Consider the following 16,449-nt stretch of genomic DNA (forward strand, 5'->3'; position numbering starts at 1 on the left):
ATTACGCCTGTTCTTTGTCCTTTGACTCGGACTTTTGTTCAGTTGCCTGTTGTGAAGTTTTCGCAGTGCTATCTTTATCTTCTAAAGACTTTTTCTCTTCGTCTTCAGGATTCATAGCATTTTTGAAGCCTTTAACTGCGCCACCTAAATCACCACCTAAAGAACGTAACTTTTTAGTTCCGAATAACAAAACAACAATTAACGCAACGATAAGAAGCTGCCAAATACTGATGCCGCCCATGAACATTTCCTCTATAGAATAAACAAGTGATGTTGAATAAAGTCAAAATTATAACCTTTATTACATTGAGTATTATGAACCTCTAATGAATAAGTGCTAGTTAAAATTTACGATTCTTTGGTCTGGATCGCCATCCTGTGAACCAAAGCACTATACCTGCAGTTAGACAAATATAAGAAGGCCATAGTGTAGCGTCTTGATTTAATAATAGTGTGCCGCAGATCAATAATACGGCAGATGTAATTAATAAGTAGTTACTCTTATGAGCTTTATGCTGAAACTTCAGGTACTTATCTAGCATTTGCTGCTGTGTTCCAAGCAACTTTCTGCCAACTTTTAAGTTGTCGTAGATAAGCTCTGGAAATTCCGGCAGTTTTTCGGCCCAATAAGGCGTCTTCATTTTAACTTTATCAAAAATTGCCTTCGGACCTACTTGCTCAGACATCCACTGCTCTAAAAATGGTTTCGCGGTAGACCACAAATCAAGTTGAGGGTATAGCTGACGCCCTAAACCTTCGATATACAGTAAGGTTTTTTCAAGTAACACTAATTGTGGCTGCACGACAATGTCGAATTGACGAGCTGTGCGGAACAGTTCTAAAAGCACATGGCCAAATGAAATTTCATCTAATGGTTTGTTGAACATCGGCTCACAAACCACTTTAACGGCTTGTTCAAACGCCAATACATCAGTGTTCTCTGATACCCAACCAGATTCAATATAAAGCTGAGCAATACGTTGGTAGTCACGGTTGAAGAAGGCTAAAAAGTTTTCTGCTAAATACCGTTTATCGATATCGCTTAATGTGCCCATGATGCCGCAGTCCATACCAATATAGAATGGATTGTCTGGGTGCTCATGGCTAATAAAAATATTGCCAGGGTGCATGTCAGCATGGAAAAAGTTATCACGGAATACTTGGGTGAAAAACAATTCCACGCCACGTTCAGCAAGTAGTTTTAAATTAGTGCCCTGAGCTTTAAGCGCTTCAACATCAGAAACCGGAATACCATAAACTCGCTCCATAACCATCAGGCGAGTAAAGCAATAATCTTCGTAAACATACGGAACATATAAGGCGTCTGAATCTAAAAAGTTGTTTCGAAGTTTAACGGCATTTAATGCTTCAAGCTTTAAATTGAGTTCACCGAGAATCGTGGTGCGGTAATCTTCAATTACTTCAGCAGGGCGCAGACGATTACCTTCACCTAAGAGTTTCTCGAGTAAATCGGCTGCTTGGCACATAAGCTGTAAATCAGCTTTAACTTGTGCTTCAACATTAGGACGGAGGACCTTTAGCACGACCTCTGCGCCATTTTCTTTTAAATTGGCTGTGTGAACCTGGGAGATTGAAGCGGAGGCAAGTGGGGTATCGTCAAAGTTATCGAATAGGCTTTCAATGGGCGCTTTTAATTCAGTTTCAATGGCTTCACGGGCTAAAGCTGAGTCAAACGGTGGGACTCTGTCTTGAAGCATGGCAAGCTCTTCTGCCCACTCATCATTTAATAAGTCACGGCGGGTCGACAACATTTGTCCAAGCTTGATATACACAGGCCCTAACTCTTGCATTGCAAGTTTTAGGCGCTCAGCCGCAGGTTTATCTTGGTGTTGATTGCGGATCCAAAAAAAGCTATTACGCAGAAGAGAGAAGTACCAGGGGGTTTTCTTATGAGGTAAAACATCATCTAAGCCGTAATGTAATACAGTCTTGATGACTTGATAACCGCGCCTGATACTTGCAATTGTCATGGGGTAATTTTTTCTCTTAATTTATCAATTCGCGAAGCAATTGTTGAGGTGTCTTCGACAAGGTCTTCAAGATTATCACGAAAATGAATGAATTCTATTTGATGAGGCGCAAGACGATATTCTTCGGTGGTTAATTGGCCAACGTGAGAACGCGACTTTTCGAATATTTGCTTTGCTGTATTAGCAAAGTGTTTGCTGCCAGACACCAACATATGCGTTGGTGCATCACCGATATAACGAGACAAAGGCTCAGCAAAATCTAATTCAATATGCCGTAGATAATGACTGAAGGTTTGCAGTAAATTGACGTCACCATCAAGTTTAAGCTTGTCTTGTTTAATCAGCTCAGTAAGGCTTTCGCCTTCAGATATTTGGTACAGTGTAGTGGCGTCAGCGGTAACACTGACATCCACTTCGCCTTCATAGATACTGAGCACTTGAATTTGCTTAGCAAATACCAAGTATAACGGCCATTCGAGTTGACTTAACTGAATGCAAAACACTTTACCGTGTAAATTTTTGAGGCGAGCATATTCACCCTGATCTTGCGCTTGTAGCTGCGTAATCGCAGTTTCTAAGGCCGCGCAAGTCAGTAATGAAAAATGATTGGGTTGCATCAGAACTTATAACCACGGTGCAATGCAACAACACCATCAGTCATGTTGGTGTAATCCACTTGCTCAAGACCTGCATCAATCATCATTTGCTTTAATGTTTCTTGATCTGGGTGCATACGAATAGATTCAGCTAAGTATTCATAGCTGTCTGCATCTTGAGTAATTAATGCGCCCATTTTTGGTAGCACTTTGAAGCTATATAAGTCGTAAACTTTGCGCATCACTTCGTGTTGAGGTTTAGAGAACTCAAGGACGAGTAACTTACCACCTGGTTTTAACACACGGCGCATTGAACGCAATGCTGCATCTTTATCTGTCACGTTACGTAGACCAAACGCAATCGTAATAATGTCGAAGTGGTTATCTGGGAATGGTAGAGCTTCAGCATTGGCTTGTACGTAATTAACATTACTAACAATGCCCTTGTCACGCAGTTTACTACGGCCAACTTTTAGCATTGAATCATTGATGTCAGCTAAAACAACTTGGCCGCGATCGCCAACTAAATGTGAAAACTTAGCGGTTAAGTCACCAGTGCCGCCAGCTAAATCTAATACTTTCATGCCTGGACGCGCACCAGCAGTAGCAATAGTGTGACGTTTCCAGAAACGATGAACACCAAATGACATTACATCATTCATGATGTCGTATTTGGCAGCAACCGAGTGAAATACGTCAGCGACTAAGTCAGCTTTCTTTTCTGAATCAACGGTTTTATAACCAAAATGAGTGTTCTTTGGGTCGCCCTCAGACATCTGTGTATTCCTATAATGTGCGGTAATTAACTGCGAGTGTATGCCATTGCTTGCTTTGCAGAAACTTTAATCAGCGAGAGTGTGATCCAGTTTACTAGAAACAGCTTGGAATGTAGCCCTGCAGATTTGATTCAATGGTGTTCATTAACACTCTGCATTCAGGCGCTATAAAAAGGCACCATAAAAATTGCCCTGCATTAGACCATAAATCTATTCGATATTGAATAGTCTGTAATTATTGAAAACATAGCATGAACAATAATTCATACGATCAATTTAAAAGTAGGGTTCAATTTTAGTGAGCCAAGCTGAAAAGCTCACTAATCTGAACGTAACTTTTTACTTAATGATCCACTTAACTATTTCTTTAACTCTATTCAGTACTGAACTGGTTTTTTGGCTTGAATATAAGCGTAAATCAATTCGTTGACACTTTGACCAACATCTCTATTGCCTGCACTTTCACCAGCTTCATGGCATTGTGGCGCCGCTTCGGCGATGTGTAAATAAGCTGTTTGGCAATGCTTGGCAATATAATGAATGTAATGACAGGCATCTAATAAAGGCACGCCAGCATAAGTTGAGGCACTGCTAGGCATTTTCGCAATAGCATCAACATCAAGTTCGAGTGCGACAGGTAACTGGGTTTGATTTAAATTGTTAGCAATCGCTTTTAATGCATCTTCAAAGCTGATTTCGCGTCTGACCCATATTTGTTGAAAGCTATGCCAATGACCGCCAAACAAACTTAGTTGCTCAAGGGTTGTTTCACTGTTTTTAAGCTCGTGTAAGCCTAATACATGATAATAAGCTAACGCCCCGTTTGCGGCGGCATAACTAAACCCATTGCCGCTATGCCTGCCTTCTCTTGGTCTAAAGTCACTGTGAGGGTCTAAGTTAACGGCTGCAGCAGCTTGATTGAAATGCGCCTTTGTCGCCATTAATAGTCCATAGGCATTATTGTGCCCACCGCCAATGACAATAGGCTCGAGATCTGCAGCAAGGATTTGAGTTACCACTTCAATGACTTGATTATCAAGCGCAGCAGTGGCCTGTCTTAACTGTTCTGTCGTGGCGTTACTGTCTAATGGTTTAGGTTCGATATTACCTAGAATCAAACATTCTTGGCCATTGAGGTAACGATTCGACTGGAAATTAACTAGCTGACCTAACGCTGCATTAAATGCTGTGGTTGAGCCCCCGCGACCTAAATTAGCTCTAGGGCCTGCATCTTCACTTATTCCTAAGATAACAAATTGCGCACCTTGGGTTTTGGCATCTCGCAATGATTGCTTGAGCTGATTTGGCTCAGTTTGAGGGCTTGTTAGTAATTGGACTTGCTGACCTAATTTAGTTTCGCCATCGCGGGTTGAAATAAATGTGTCTAACCAAGTTTGAGTCATAACTTGTAGCATAGGGCCTACTTATCTGATGATTATTGTTATTTTTCTAGTTAAGTATTGTTTGAGAAGCTATTTTTTAATTTATTACTGAATTTAAACAGAATCAGTTTAAGGAAAAACATAATTGAGGATATATTTTTCATTAAAATGAGGCAATAAAAAAGCCAGCATGGCTGGCTTTAGTCAATTTAAGCATTGCTTAAACCGTTATTCAATATCTAATGCTTCAGGTGATAAAATCACACCAGTGTTATCAGCATAAATATGGTCGAAAGGTAAGAAGGTCACGCCACCAAAATTAACTGGGATTTCGACTTCGCCGACACCATTACTATCAGCACCAATTGGAATTGAAGCCAATGCTTGAATACCAATGTCCATTTCTTCTAGCGCATCTACGTCTCTTACTGAGCCATAAACGATAATGCCTTCCCATTTGTTTGCGACAGCAATTTCAGCTATTGAGGCATCTACCAGGGCGCGGCGCATAGAGCCACCACCATCAACTAATAATACCTTACCTTCGCCTTCAGCTTGAAGTGCGTCAGCAATAAGGCCGTTATCTTCGAAGCATTTAATGGTGCTAATAGAACCACCAAAAGAGCTAGTACCGCCGTAGTTACTGAACATAGGTTCGACGACATCAACAACATCTAAATACATATCACACAGTTCTGAGGTGTTGTATTCCATAGTGACACTCCTTGGGGTTAGCGATTTGATACTTCTCGCTAGTAGTTAAGCAATCTTAAATGAATTATATGAGCTTTTTATGAAATTAACAGCGATATTCATCACCAGATTGCGATAAAGCAACAAGTTGATTTATAAACCGATGTTATAAAAAGTTAGAATAACTCAGTTTAATCCACTCTGTAAGAAAGTAACTTACATTATGGCGCTGAGGTGCGACATATATTGATCTTAGTCATCATATTACGGATTTTTATTACAATCTTGTATGAATTTTTGTTAATATCAGCACTTAATTAAATGCAGTTTGTTTTATTTGCTTTAGGGGCACGGACCCCCCGTAACGCTTATGGATGGCAGAGAGCCTTAATGAGAGGTTCTTATGGAAGGGTTAGACGTTGTTGAAATCATTGGTTATGGCGCATCGGTTATGGTGGCTATCTCATTAATGATGAAAGATATTATTTGGCTACGTTGGTTAAACTTTGTCGGTTGTACATTATTCGTTATTTACGGTGTACAAATTGAAGCATGGCCAGTTGCAGGCATGAATGCATTTGTTGCTGGGATCAATATATTTCATTTGATCAAAATTTATCGCACAAGTAAGTCGGACAGCCTTGAAGAGGCATCTGCTTAAGCTTGCTGTCGAATGAGGTGTCTTACTAATGAATAATTAATAAGGCACCTTAATCTCATACTCATCTTTTTATTAACATTCCTTTTTTACGCCCCCTTTAATCTATAACTTCTTACTCTTAAACGCCCCAATCAATATCTTGTCATAAAACCTTCGACAGAATGTCACGTCAGCGTCATTGGTAATAATTACAGTCCTTACAATGGTTGAATAACAATTAATCAATAGGGATTTATTATGGCTAAGGACCTGACGTTGAACATAGCAACTCTAGATAAGCTGTTGTTTTGTCATATTTTGACTTTCTGCCGTGATCATAAATTAACTGACTTTGCTAAAAAAGTATCAGCCACAGGCGATGGACACTTCTATGTGTATATTGGTGTCGGTTTGCTGTTTCTTCATCCTCAAGGTGGCCATTTTTTTAATTTGATGCTGCTGAGTTACGTCATTGAGCTGCCACTGTATTTACTATTAAAAAATTCAATTCGTCGCACTCGCCCCTGTGCAGCTTTTGCTGGGTTTGAGTCTGATTTTCAACCTTCAGATAAATTCAGTTTACCGTCAGGCCATACCGCAGCAGCGTTCATTATGTCATCTGTGGTGTTAAGTATTTTCCCCGCACTTGCACCAATCGCCTTTGCTTGGGCGATATTCATTGGTTTATCGCGCATTGCTTTAGGGGTTCATTACCCATTAGATATCCTCGCGGGTATGGGGTTAGGGATGGGCGCTGTCTTATTGGCTGGTCAATTTGTTTAATCTATCGATTTTATTGTGCCGTCTTATATAAGTGGCACGCAGCTAGGTCTAGCTCAAGTTCAAATTGAGTTAAACAATAACTAAAAGTAACCAGCACATTGCCTTAATTGGCGTGATGCAATCAGCATGTGTTAACACAAGGAACTTTATGAAAATATTATATGGTGTTCAAGGGACTGGAAATGGCCATATTAGTCGTGCACGAGTCATGGCGAAATCATTGAGTAAAACAGATATAGAAGTGGACTTTCTATTTAGTGGCCGCAATGAAGACCAATATTTTGATATGGAGTGCTTTGGTGATTATCAAGTCAGAAAGGGCATGTCGTTCATCACTGAAGGCGGCCGAGTTAATTTAACGAAAACCGTTAAACGAAATGTGACTTCGCCGATTTTGTCGGAAGTTCAGCAAATGGATTTGACTGACTATGATTTAGTACTCAATGACTTTGAACCTGTCACCGCTTGGGCGGCTAAAAAGCAAGGAGTGACGTCGATTAGTATTAGTCATCAAGCTGCGCTGCAATATCCCGTGCCTAAGCAGGGAATGAGCTGGTTTGATGAAATACTCTTAAATAATTTCGCGCCAACGGATATTAAATTGGGCTGTCATTGGCATCACTTTGGTTTTCCTATATTGCCACCATTTGTGGAAGTGGAGCCAAACTGTGGGGATCATAGTCATCAGATACTCGTCTATCTTCCTTTTGAAAGTGCTGATGCCATTGCTAAATTTCTCAGCCCCTTTACTGATTACCAGTTTTTTGTGTATCACGCAGATAAACCATCACTCGACTTACCTGAACATATTAATTGGTTCGGCTTTAATCGAGCTGGCTTTAAAAGCCATATGTCACAGTGTGGTGGGGTGATTGGCAATGCAGGGTTTGAATTGGCGAGTGAGGCCATGACGCTTGGAAAAAAGCTGTTGGTAAAACCCTTATTAGGTCAATTCGAGCAGTCATCTAACGTTGCCGCACTAGAATTACTCGCCGCAGCGCAGAGCATGGAAAAGCTTGATGGGGTGATCTTAAATCGTTGGTTAAAATCAGCTTCGCCTAAGGCAATTAAATATCCACAAGTGGGTGATGCATTGGTGAAGTGGTTAAAGCAAGGTAATTGGCACCAACATCAAGTGCTGTGTAACGATTTATGGTCGCAGGTGGAATTACCAGATAACTGGCGTAAATAAATGTCGATCTGAACCAATTTGAACGTGAGTATATTTTTACGCGAGAATCGAACTAGAGTGGAGTTGGTGGCACTTTTGTCAAACTAGGAAGCTCCCTTTATTTATCGCAAAGAGAGCTTTTATGTTTATGTTGAAAGGAATTTGTATTGTTTGCTTAAAAGCCTATTAACTAGCTTTTGAATGATGCTCATGAAGTTGTTCTAACAGTTCATCTTCAAAAGCAAAGCGAGTTTCCATAGCTTGAGCTAATTTGGATAAATCAGCATCTAAATCCATTAACACATCGTCATTATCGGCTTCAGTATATTTATCATTGAAATCCAGCGCTGCATCAGTTGTTTCGCTAATCTGTGGCAGTAGGAGTTGGGCTCTGGCTTTACTGCTTTCGCCGAACTTCTCGCATTCGTTGACCACTTGATCATAAACCTCGAAGTGTCCCTCAGAGACGTAATCGACCAATTGTGCACAGAACTGCTTAACCGCATCGGCTTTAGGAAGGCTTTTTGCAGGCATGGTATATGGTGCTAGACCTGCAATTTTAAAATATTGGATCAGCAATACTCTGCGATGATGTAGCCATTGATCGACAAGTTTATTAGACCCGCCCCATTTCTGTTCGGCTTTCTCGAGTTTTGTCAGCATAGCTAATTCCAGTTTTACAACTAATCCATAACACTTAATGTATGAGAGAAAGTAACTATTGATCAACTATTTTCTGTAAAAGATCGAATGGATCGACCAGATAAAGCTCTATTTGATAGAGAATAATAGTAATGCGGGAAGGGGAAAAAAGAAAAATGCCCAGTGATAGCAAGCTATCACTGGGCAAATAGATTTTTTAAGGGCTCGATTTATCGTGCTTCTTGATTGTTCTTGCTAGCGCAGACTTTTTATACCAAAGGCGAACAAGAGGTGCAACTTTTTTATCCAATTAGGCTACTTGATACCTAAATATAGGTATTATTGTGAGCGTGCTAACGATTACATTAGCAATTTCGATACTAGTTAGGGTGTTAGTTCACATTAATTTAGCATCGCTGGTTACATTAATCGCATAAGTGCTAAACTACGCGCCAGCGGATATCACTATATGTTTAGGAATTAAGCCCAATGGCAGAATTAAAGAATGATCGTTATTTACGCGCCTTATTAAAGCAGCCTGTTGACAAAACACCTGTATGGATGATGCGTCAAGCTGGACGTTATCTACCTGAATATAAAGCGACTCGCGCAGAAGCGGGTGACTTTATGTCTCTTTGTAAGAATCAAGATTTAGCATGTGAAGTGACATTACAACCACTTCGTCGTTACGACTTAGATGCTGCAATTCTTTTCTCAGATATTCTTACCGTTCCAGATGCAATGGGCTTAGGTCTATACTTTGAAACAGGTGAAGGTCCACGTTTTGAGCGTCCGACTGACACCATCGATTCAATCAAAAAGCTTTGCATCCCAGATCCAGAAGATGAGTTAGGTTACGTAATGCGTGCTGTTAGCACCATCCGTCGTGAACTTAAAGGCGAAGTGCCATTAATCGGTTTCTCTGGTTCTCCTTGGACACTAGCCACATACATGGTTGAAGGTGGTTCAAGCAAGACTTTCGAAAAAATCAAGAAAATGGCTTACGAAGAGCCAGCAACGTTACACATGCTTTTAGATAAGTTAGCTGATTCAGTTATCTTATACCTAAACGCACAAGTTGCTAACGGTGCTCAATCGTTAATGATTTTCGATTCATGGGGCGGTGCGTTATCTCACCACGCTTACCGTGAGTTCTCATTACGTTACATGCAAAAAATCGTTGATGGCCTAACTCGCCATGCAGACGGTCGCCAAGTACCAGTAACCTTATTCACTAAAGGTGGCGGACTATGGTTAGAATCTATGGCAGAAACAGGTTGTGATGCACTAGGTTTAGACTGGACTGTTGATATCGGTGATGCACGTCGTCGTGTTGGACATAAAGTTGCACTACAAGGCAACATGGACCCATCTGTACTTTACGCCTCTCCAGAGCGTATTCACCAAGAAGTTGACCAAATCTTGTCATCTTACGGTGAAGGTACTGGCCACGTATTTAACTTGGGCCATGGTATTCATCAACATGTTAATCCTGAACATGCAGGTGCATTCATTAACTCTGTTAATGAGCTATCGCGTAAATACCACAAGTAATTAATCTTGTTTGGTAATACTAAAGGCGAATCTATTTAGATTCGCTTTTTTGTTTGTGTCATTTTGTTCAGTCCCCTTCATCTCTCTTCCATTAAGTAATACCATTCTATTTAGTGATACCGATGAATGTAACTCATTAAAATTATTAGTAATATAGATTTAACTATTAGGTTTTATTATTAGTTTTAGGAGTTGCTTTTGTAGAAGAAATATAGATTCTGCGGTTTTAAAAAGGATGTTGTATGCAAAAGAAAGGCTTAGTTTGGAAAGGGCAATTTTGGTGTGGGTTAGCTTATTTATTACTCACAATATTGGTGCCCTTATTCACTTTAGAACATGATAGTTATACCTTCATATCTGCGGCTATTGTAGCTGTAGTAGGTACTGTCATACTGCTTCCATATTATGGTTATGCATACCAAAAGGTGATATTGACCGCATTTGTTTGGAAACTCATTTTTGGCTTTCAGGTTTTCAACTATGTCATATCATTGGTGCTAGGTTTGGGCTATTTATATTTGATACTCAGCTTGACTGATTTTCTTCAAATCTTGTTATTCGCTATTGTACCGATAGTGATTTTTGTGGGGCTATTAATCGCGCCGTATCGCTATGCTTTTAAATCTGATGACTTGTGGAATGGGTCATTAGACCTGAGTGTCGGCAGTAATTGATTAAAGGCGACTTAACAGATATCTCGTTGTTATAGAGGTAAGTCATACTTACGCGTCGACTTTATGCTTATGATAATTAACTTTATTAATTATTTTTTAACTAAATGGTACCTGCTATTTATGTTGAAGCTGGATGTGTGTTAATTATGTGGTGAGCGATATCACAAAATGAGAATGAGATATTCTAATTTGTGATCTTTGCAAAATTCTTCATAGAGTTAATTTGATATTTTATCTATATTCATAAGATAAATTATTAAGCTGACTAGCTTTGTTTCATGGTGGGATGGAAGCCACATCTAGTAGCCCTTCGCTAAAAGAGAGTTAAAAATGAAAATTCAAATTATTGTAGCTTTAGTGTTCTTTGCTATTTTTGCGGCACTACTTCCAGGCACTCATTACATCTACGTTGCTAATGCCGACTATTACATGGGCCAATTTGTAACCGTTGCGTCAGTATTGTTAATGTGGATTAGCTTATTTGCTGGTTTTGCTAGTCTTTTCTTCCACAAAATCAAAAAAGTGTATCAATCAATTGCTAATGGTTAATCCTAAGTAATTCACAAAAAGTAATTCGCACAAAGTCATTACTCTTCGGAGATTACTTTCATTGCAGAGTTATATTGATGTACCTAAACGCCAAAGCCACCTTCAAAGGTGGCTTTGTTATTTATGACTTTAGATAACTGAGTTAGGTTATGGCTAACTCAATCATAAAGTGACTACCTTTTCCAGGAGTACTTTTAATATCAATACGACACTTTAATAGTCCAAGCAACTGCCTGACAATTGCAAGTCCAACTCCCAGTTGCGGCAGAGGTTGATCAGGGGCAAAGTTAAGTTGTTGCATCGATAATTGCTTTAACGCTTCAACTTCATGTTTGTGCATGCCTGCACCTGTATCTTTAACTGCTAGCCAACTATGTCCATTTAAGGTTTCGCTGTATACCGTAATGGTGCCATGCTTGGGAGTGTATCGCAGTGCATTATCAACGAGGTTATTCAATATTCGGCGCATTAATTGTGGATCGGTATAAACCTGCAGTTCATCGGTAATATCGAAATCTAAGGTCACCCCTAGCTTTTGGGCTCTCGGTGCAAAAGTTTGTTGTAAGTCGAGTAACACTTCACGCAAGTTGATTTGTTTAATTTGAGCACTTATCTGACCGTTTTCTAACGCGGCAAGTTCAAGTAATTGTGACAAGAGTTGTTGTAAGTTTTGCCCTGAATTAGCTGCGTATTCTATGTATTCAGGCTGACGTTCATCTGGAGGTGACAGCAACCAAGTATCGATATAACCAATCAACGAGGTTAACGGTGTTTTCAAGTCATGTGATAAGTGCAATAAAAAGTCGTGTTTGGCTTGTTGCTGGCGTTTGACTTGCTGATGTTGACGATTCAATTCTTGCAATAAATGGTTAATGTGCTCACTCAGGTTTTTGATTTCTAAACTACCATTGTAGCGGTTAGGTAGGCTCAAGTTTTCTTCAAGCGGTGCATCTTTCAAACGGGTTAAATCACTGGCCAGCTTTTGAATAGGGCGAGTGAAAAAACCGAGTAACAGTACAAATAAAATTAACGCGAAAATGACCCAGAAACCGATAGTTGCCCCCCAGAGTTTAGGCTGGTTTTCTGAGTTAATCAGCGCCTGCCAACTGTCGTAATCTTCACCGCCAATAATCACATATAAGTAACCACTGTGAAGGCCATTTTCAGTGACCAGTGGGCTGACTGAAAATATTTTTTGGGTTTCGGTAGAGCGAGGATCTGTGCCTAAAATGGGTAGATCACGGCCGGCAATAAACTGCTGGATTTTGTTTAAATCTACGCGGTCTTTTTTAATTTTTTCTTCTTTTGCATCGTAAGCGACCACTCTTCCTTCAGGATCGAGGGTATAGATTTCAAAGCTTGGTCCCAGCAACATAAAATCATGAAAAGCTTCTTTTAAAGCAGCGTCAGAAGTAATGCCTTGGGAAAGTAAGGGATTAATATGCGCCATGTGCTCAGCAAGTTGCAGATGCAAAGATTGCTGGATTTGATTACGGCTGAACTCATGGTTTAGCTGTAGCCATTGCCATAAAGCGACAAATAACATTAATACAACCACAGTCGCAGAGAGGAAGAGTCGGTTAAATAATCGATTCATAATGTGAAACCTACCTTGGTATCGACTGGTGTTATTAACTAATGGCTTTAGTAACTAATGGCTTTAGTAACTAATGGCTTTAGTAACGAATGGTGTTAGTAACGGCTGATGCTAGTAACCCAAGTTGAAGTTAACTCAAGTTGAAGTTAGCTAATGTGCTTCAGCTGTTGGTGGAGAAAACTTATAACCTATTCCCCAGACGGTTTTAACTAATTCTGGGTGACCTGGGCTGTTTGAAAGTTTAGTACGTAAACGGTTAATGTGGCTGTTCACCGTGTGCTCATAACCGTCATAGTTATAGCCCCAAACCGCCTCGAGTAACTGCATTCTGCTGAATACTTGTTGTGGGTGCTGAGCTAAAAATAGCAATAAATCAAACTCTCTGGCTGTGAGTTCTAAAGCGCTGTTATTTGATACCACCTCGCGAGTGGTTGAGTTAATCGTCACCCCATTAAATTCAAGCTGCTCAGTTTGTACTTGTTGCACTTTACTGCGCCTTAGCATGGCTTTAACGCGGGCTCTAAGCTCTAAAACGCTAAAGGGTTTGACTAAGTAATCATCTGCGCCAGCTTCTAAACCCAGTACAATGTCGGCTTCAGAATCTTTTGCGGTGAGCATCATAATGGGTAATAACTTTCCTGCTTCGCGTAGCTGCTGACAAAGCATAATACCGTCACCGTCAGGCAGCATTCGATCCATTAAGATCAAATCCAGCGTCTTAGTGTCGATGATTTGCATGGCTTGGCTTAACGTAGTGGCATGAAACACTTCGTAATTTAATGCGGTTAGATTCAACATAATCAACTTGGCTAAATCTTGCTCGTCTTCAACCAGCAAAATATGCTGCTTTATCTGATGGCCGTTATGCTTAGTGTTATCGTTCATCTAAAATTTCCCAAATCAGATCCCTATTGAGCAGACCTGACATTGGGAGATTAAATTTCAATTTGTTTAATTTATGTTAAACAAACATATCTTCCGACAACCTGAGAATGGAGCAAACCAGCTAAATAGGTTTGCTCGTCTCAGTTATTCTGTGCGACTAATTGAAATGGCCACAGCAGGATTATCAAAACGATGTGATGGCGTTAATACACTGTCCATTAGGCCGTCATACATAGTGATCACACCCGGATGAATATGGACAAAATCAACATCATCTCGCTCTGAGTTATACCCTTCGCCGCCATCAGCAGGCCCTGGCATAGTGCCTTTTGCTTCAGAGTTAGCTTCGGTTCCTGCATCGTAAACCATACCGCGCATCGACACTGAATCATCAACTGCTAACATGGTAATGTCATAACCGTTTAGACCAGTGAATGCATCGTTGGTATTGACTAGCATGGTTGCTACCGTAAGGTTGGCAACATCGGCTTCATTCAGCGTTACAGTAATAGTTTCAGACATTCCAGGCATTAATATACCTGCACCGCTAGCAGTAGAGTTCACACCTTCAATCGCTGCAACATCAGCAGCATCGCCACCCTCAGCTATTTTTTCAAGTGCGACATTAGCCGCTTCACCAGCTTGCCATAACATGACGTCTGAACTGTGCGACGCAATGGCAATTGGCGACATAGGTTGGTTCGCGGTTAAGTTTGTTACTGTCACAGTGTAAGTCTGCATAACTACTGCAGGTTCAGTTGGCGTAACAGGTTCTGGCGTTGGTGTGTCGTCATCGTCATCAGAACAACCCGCTAATCCTAATACCGCAACTAATGCCACAGCAGTAAGGCTATATTTTCGGCTGAATTTATGACTGTGCATATTTGTATTATTGGTTAAGTTTCTCATCGCGAATCCCCTTATTTGACGGTAACAACTACTTTCGCCACAGGGTTTAACCAACGGTGAATACGGCTATCTAAATCACTTGAGCCGCCAGCAGCATCGGTATCACCTAAAACACCTGGATGAATATGAACATAGCTATTGCTTGAACCGTCCATTACACCAGTACCATTCATGCCTGCATCACCACCTGGCGCGGCTGGGATACCAGGTACGCCAGACATACCGCCGCCATTAACCATTTCGTCATTGGCTTCAGTACCAGCATCATAAGCATTGAGGTATACGGTATAGCTACCAGCTTCTGTAGGAATCTCCCAACCATCTAAACCAATAAAGGCATCATTGGTCGGTAGAACCATTGCCACAATCGACAGGTGCGTCATGTCCATTGAATCAAGCATCACTTCATTAACAGTAGCGCCGGGTGCTAATAATCCCATTGCTGGGTTAGCAGAAGTTTGACCGCCTGCACCCGTCACTGCCGCATCTAAATCACCAATGTCACCACCTTCTGCCATTTTCTGAAGTGCAGGGGTCGCAGTGCCGCCCACTTCAAATAAGTGGCTATCAGCATCATGTGCTGCAATAAGCAATGGGGTGAAATGGTTACCGTGGGTTAAGTTCACAACGCTAATTTCTAATTCTGCAGCCGTTGCAGAAACACTGAATAAACCAGCAGCCACTAGACCTAAAGAAAGTAGGCTGGCTTTGGTGGCCATTGATTTTGAAACTGACGTATTGTTTGCTGATGCCTTTAAGACTGATGATTTCATAACAGAGCTCCTTTTGTTTAATTGCAATCGATTCTGCCAAAGGGATCTCACTGTGTTATCGCCAAATTATCACAAAAGTTTAACATCGTTATTTTTGCTAAATAATTGTGCTATCTTGGCGATATATTAAGACAACCTGGAGTCAATATAATAATGATAAGAAGCTTAACTCCTGATGATTTTCAACAAGTTATTAAACTCGGAAACTTGGTTCATGGTGAAGGGTATTTAAATCTATCTTCGCTTGAAAAAATTTATCAAATGGGTATAAAAAATAATATCAATGCTCACTTCATCGCAGAAAGTGAACAATTATCACCAACTAAAAATCCCCATAATTCGAAGGCTAATATTGTCGGTTTTAGGCTGACTTATGCCGCTGGAAAGTGGCCAGTTGATCGATGGTGCACACCTGAAGAATGGCCTGTAGCCATTGAGGATATGTGCTACTTCAAGTGCAATACCGTCGCAGAAACTGAGCGGGGTAAAGGAATTGGTTCGCAGCTACTGCAAGCCTCAATTGAGGCAGTAAAACAACAAGGGGCAAAAGCGGGGGTGAGTCATTTATGGCAACAAAGCCCGAACAACTCTGCGGTTGGTTATTTTAGTCATGCTGGTGGCAAACTGATAAAAGAGCACCCAAGTCGCTGGAATCAACAACATGATAATAGTGATTACCTGTGTGTATTGTGCGGGGATGATTGTCACTGCACAGCTTGTGAAATGGTGATTGATTTTAGTTAATTGAAATCAAAGTAGTGTTAAGGCTAAGCAGCTATTTACCTGCAGCTTCACTTTAGCGTATCACCACGCACTTTAATCCTGAGTATTTGT

General features: G+C 40.6%; 18 protein-coding genes. 7 read left to right on the top strand and 11 right to left on the bottom strand.

What is annotated here, in order from left to right:
* Position 1: 1 nt before the first annotated feature.
* From tatA to rraA, 6 genes are all read right to left on the bottom strand, one after another.
* Positions 2 to 241: a Sec-independent protein translocase subunit TatA gene (gene tatA, locus AC0L4E_RS00890; protein ID WP_102526388.1), complete on the bottom strand. Its 240-nt coding sequence runs from the start codon at positions 239 to 241 to the stop codon at positions 2 to 4.
* 100 nt (positions 242 to 341) lie between these two features.
* Positions 342 to 1,991 (bottom strand): ubiquinone biosynthesis regulatory protein kinase UbiB, encoded by a 1,650-nt coding sequence (gene ubiB, locus AC0L4E_RS00895; RefSeq protein WP_473677597.1) that lies wholly within the window; start codon positions 1,989 to 1,991, stop codon positions 342 to 344.
* The gene (locus AC0L4E_RS00900) at positions 1,988 to 2,608 is read right to left on the bottom strand and encodes a ubiquinone biosynthesis accessory factor UbiJ (RefSeq protein WP_473677598.1); all 621 of its coding nucleotides are present in this window, start codon (positions 2,606 to 2,608) and stop codon (positions 1,988 to 1,990) included. Before AC0L4E_RS00900 ends, ubiB begins: the two co-directional genes overlap by 4 nt.
* Entirely contained in the window at positions 2,608 to 3,363 is a 756-nt protein-coding gene (gene ubiE, locus AC0L4E_RS00905; protein WP_473677599.1) for a bifunctional demethylmenaquinone methyltransferase/2-methoxy-6-polyprenyl-1,4-benzoquinol methylase UbiE, read from the bottom strand. The genes AC0L4E_RS00900 and ubiE overlap by 1 nt, the downstream gene beginning before the upstream one ends.
* Positions 3,364 to 3,740: 377 nt before the next feature.
* Entirely contained in the window at positions 3,741 to 4,778 is a 1,038-nt protein-coding gene (locus AC0L4E_RS00910) for a formimidoylglutamase (RefSeq protein WP_473677600.1), read from the bottom strand.
* Between the two features lie 195 nt (positions 4,779 to 4,973).
* Complete coding sequence (rraA, locus tag AC0L4E_RS00915; protein WP_220753764.1) at positions 4,974 to 5,459, bottom strand: ribonuclease E activity regulator RraA; 486 nt, start codon at positions 5,457 to 5,459, stop codon at positions 4,974 to 4,976.
* Between the two features lie 382 nt (positions 5,460 to 5,841).
* On the opposite strand from rraA, the gene AC0L4E_RS00920 reads away from it, so the two are divergent.
* From AC0L4E_RS00920 to AC0L4E_RS00930, 3 genes are all read left to right on the top strand, one after another.
* Positions 5,842 to 6,099 carry a uroporphyrinogen decarboxylase gene (locus AC0L4E_RS00920; protein ID WP_220753765.1) on the top strand — a complete coding sequence of 86 codons (258 nt, stop codon included), beginning with the start codon at positions 5,842 to 5,844 and terminating at the stop codon, positions 6,097 to 6,099.
* A 237-nt stretch (positions 6,100 to 6,336) separates the two neighbouring features.
* Entirely contained in the window at positions 6,337 to 6,861 is a 525-nt protein-coding gene (locus AC0L4E_RS00925) for a phosphatase PAP2 family protein (RefSeq protein WP_473677601.1), read from the top strand.
* A 148-nt stretch (positions 6,862 to 7,009) separates the two neighbouring features.
* Positions 7,010 to 8,053 (top strand): MJ1255/VC2487 family glycosyltransferase, encoded by a 1,044-nt coding sequence (locus AC0L4E_RS00930; protein WP_473677602.1) that lies wholly within the window; start codon positions 7,010 to 7,012, stop codon positions 8,051 to 8,053.
* 165 nt (positions 8,054 to 8,218) lie between these two features.
* Here AC0L4E_RS00930 and rsd read toward each other — a convergent pair whose 3' ends face one another.
* Complete coding sequence (gene rsd / locus AC0L4E_RS00935) at positions 8,219 to 8,695, bottom strand: sigma D regulator (protein WP_473677603.1); 477 nt, start codon at positions 8,693 to 8,695, stop codon at positions 8,219 to 8,221.
* 468 nt (positions 8,696 to 9,163) lie between these two features.
* Here rsd and hemE point away from each other — a divergent pair, with 468 nt between their 5' ends.
* From hemE to AC0L4E_RS00950, 3 genes are all read left to right on the top strand, one after another.
* Positions 9,164 to 10,228 carry a uroporphyrinogen decarboxylase gene (hemE, locus tag AC0L4E_RS00940; RefSeq protein ID WP_473677604.1) on the top strand — a complete coding sequence of 355 codons (1,065 nt, stop codon included), beginning with the start codon at positions 9,164 to 9,166 and terminating at the stop codon, positions 10,226 to 10,228.
* 242 nt (positions 10,229 to 10,470) lie between these two features.
* Entirely contained in the window at positions 10,471 to 10,902 is a 432-nt protein-coding gene (locus tag AC0L4E_RS00945; protein ID WP_473677605.1) for a hypothetical protein, read from the top strand.
* A gap of 330 nt (positions 10,903 to 11,232) precedes the next feature.
* Positions 11,233 to 11,451, top strand: coding sequence for a hypothetical protein (locus AC0L4E_RS00950; RefSeq protein ID WP_473677606.1), 219 nt, complete (start codon positions 11,233 to 11,235; stop codon positions 11,449 to 11,451).
* Positions 11,452 to 11,593: 142 nt separating this feature from the next.
* On the opposite strand, the gene AC0L4E_RS00955 is transcribed toward AC0L4E_RS00950, so the two are convergent.
* From AC0L4E_RS00955 to AC0L4E_RS00970, 4 genes are all read right to left on the bottom strand, one after another.
* Positions 11,594 to 13,048 carry an ATP-binding protein gene (locus AC0L4E_RS00955; RefSeq protein WP_473677607.1) on the bottom strand — a complete coding sequence of 485 codons (1,455 nt, stop codon included), beginning with the start codon at positions 13,046 to 13,048 and terminating at the stop codon, positions 11,594 to 11,596.
* Between the two features lie 150 nt (positions 13,049 to 13,198).
* Complete coding sequence (locus tag AC0L4E_RS00960; RefSeq protein ID WP_473677608.1) at positions 13,199 to 13,933, bottom strand: response regulator transcription factor; 735 nt, start codon at positions 13,931 to 13,933, stop codon at positions 13,199 to 13,201.
* A gap of 144 nt (positions 13,934 to 14,077) precedes the next feature.
* Positions 14,078 to 14,842: a spondin domain-containing protein gene (locus tag AC0L4E_RS00965; protein WP_473677609.1), complete on the bottom strand. Its 765-nt coding sequence runs from the start codon at positions 14,840 to 14,842 to the stop codon at positions 14,078 to 14,080.
* An 11-nt stretch (positions 14,843 to 14,853) separates the two neighbouring features.
* Positions 14,854 to 15,561 (bottom strand): spondin domain-containing protein, encoded by a 708-nt coding sequence (locus tag AC0L4E_RS00970; protein ID WP_473681448.1) that lies wholly within the window; start codon positions 15,559 to 15,561, stop codon positions 14,854 to 14,856.
* Positions 15,562 to 15,768: 207 nt separating this feature from the next.
* Here AC0L4E_RS00970 and AC0L4E_RS00975 point away from each other — a divergent pair, with 207 nt between their 5' ends.
* Positions 15,769 to 16,359 (top strand): GNAT family N-acetyltransferase, encoded by a 591-nt coding sequence (locus tag AC0L4E_RS00975; RefSeq protein ID WP_473677610.1) that lies wholly within the window; start codon positions 15,769 to 15,771, stop codon positions 16,357 to 16,359.
* The last annotated feature ends 90 nt before the right edge of the window (positions 16,360 to 16,449 follow it).

Source organism: Shewanella sp. GJ50-10, assembly GCF_055808815.1.

What these genes read in the sequence shown, in the direction of transcription:
- tatA (WP_102526388.1), bottom strand. Translation starts at nt 241, where the DNA reads ATGGGCGGCATCAGTATTTGGCAGCTTCTTATCGTTGCGTTAATTGTT.
- ubiB (WP_473677597.1), bottom strand. Translation starts at nt 1,991, where the DNA reads ATGACAATTGCAAGTATCAGGCGCGGTTATCAAGTCATCAAGACTGTA.
- AC0L4E_RS00900 (WP_473677598.1), bottom strand. Translation starts at nt 2,608, where the DNA reads ATGCAACCCAATCATTTTTCATTACTGACTTGCGCGGCCTTAGAAACT.
- ubiE (WP_473677599.1), bottom strand. Translation starts at nt 3,363, where the DNA reads ATGTCTGAGGGCGACCCAAAGAACACTCATTTTGGTTATAAAACCGTT.
- AC0L4E_RS00910 (WP_473677600.1), bottom strand. Translation starts at nt 4,778, where the DNA reads ATGCTACAAGTTATGACTCAAACTTGGTTAGACACATTTATTTCAACC.
- rraA (WP_220753764.1), bottom strand. Translation starts at nt 5,459, where the DNA reads ATGGAATACAACACCTCAGAACTGTGTGATATGTATTTAGATGTTGTT.
- AC0L4E_RS00920 (WP_220753765.1), top strand. Translation starts at nt 5,842, where the DNA reads ATGGAAGGGTTAGACGTTGTTGAAATCATTGGTTATGGCGCATCGGTT.
- AC0L4E_RS00925 (WP_473677601.1), top strand. Translation starts at nt 6,337, where the DNA reads ATGGCTAAGGACCTGACGTTGAACATAGCAACTCTAGATAAGCTGTTG.
- AC0L4E_RS00930 (WP_473677602.1), top strand. Translation starts at nt 7,010, where the DNA reads ATGAAAATATTATATGGTGTTCAAGGGACTGGAAATGGCCATATTAGT.
- rsd (WP_473677603.1), bottom strand. Translation starts at nt 8,695, where the DNA reads ATGCTGACAAAACTCGAGAAAGCCGAACAGAAATGGGGCGGGTCTAAT.
- hemE (WP_473677604.1), top strand. Translation starts at nt 9,164, where the DNA reads ATGGCAGAATTAAAGAATGATCGTTATTTACGCGCCTTATTAAAGCAG.
- AC0L4E_RS00945 (WP_473677605.1), top strand. Translation starts at nt 10,471, where the DNA reads ATGCAAAAGAAAGGCTTAGTTTGGAAAGGGCAATTTTGGTGTGGGTTA.
- AC0L4E_RS00950 (WP_473677606.1), top strand. Translation starts at nt 11,233, where the DNA reads ATGAAAATTCAAATTATTGTAGCTTTAGTGTTCTTTGCTATTTTTGCG.
- AC0L4E_RS00955 (WP_473677607.1), bottom strand. Translation starts at nt 13,048, where the DNA reads ATGAATCGATTATTTAACCGACTCTTCCTCTCTGCGACTGTGGTTGTA.
- AC0L4E_RS00960 (WP_473677608.1), bottom strand. Translation starts at nt 13,933, where the DNA reads ATGAACGATAACACTAAGCATAACGGCCATCAGATAAAGCAGCATATT.
- AC0L4E_RS00965 (WP_473677609.1), bottom strand. Translation starts at nt 14,842, where the DNA reads ATGAGAAACTTAACCAATAATACAAATATGCACAGTCATAAATTCAGC.
- AC0L4E_RS00970 (WP_473681448.1), bottom strand. Translation starts at nt 15,561, where the DNA reads ATGGCCACCAAAGCCAGCCTACTTTCTTTAGGTCTAGTGGCTGCTGGT.
- AC0L4E_RS00975 (WP_473677610.1), top strand. Translation starts at nt 15,769, where the DNA reads ATGATAAGAAGCTTAACTCCTGATGATTTTCAACAAGTTATTAAACTC.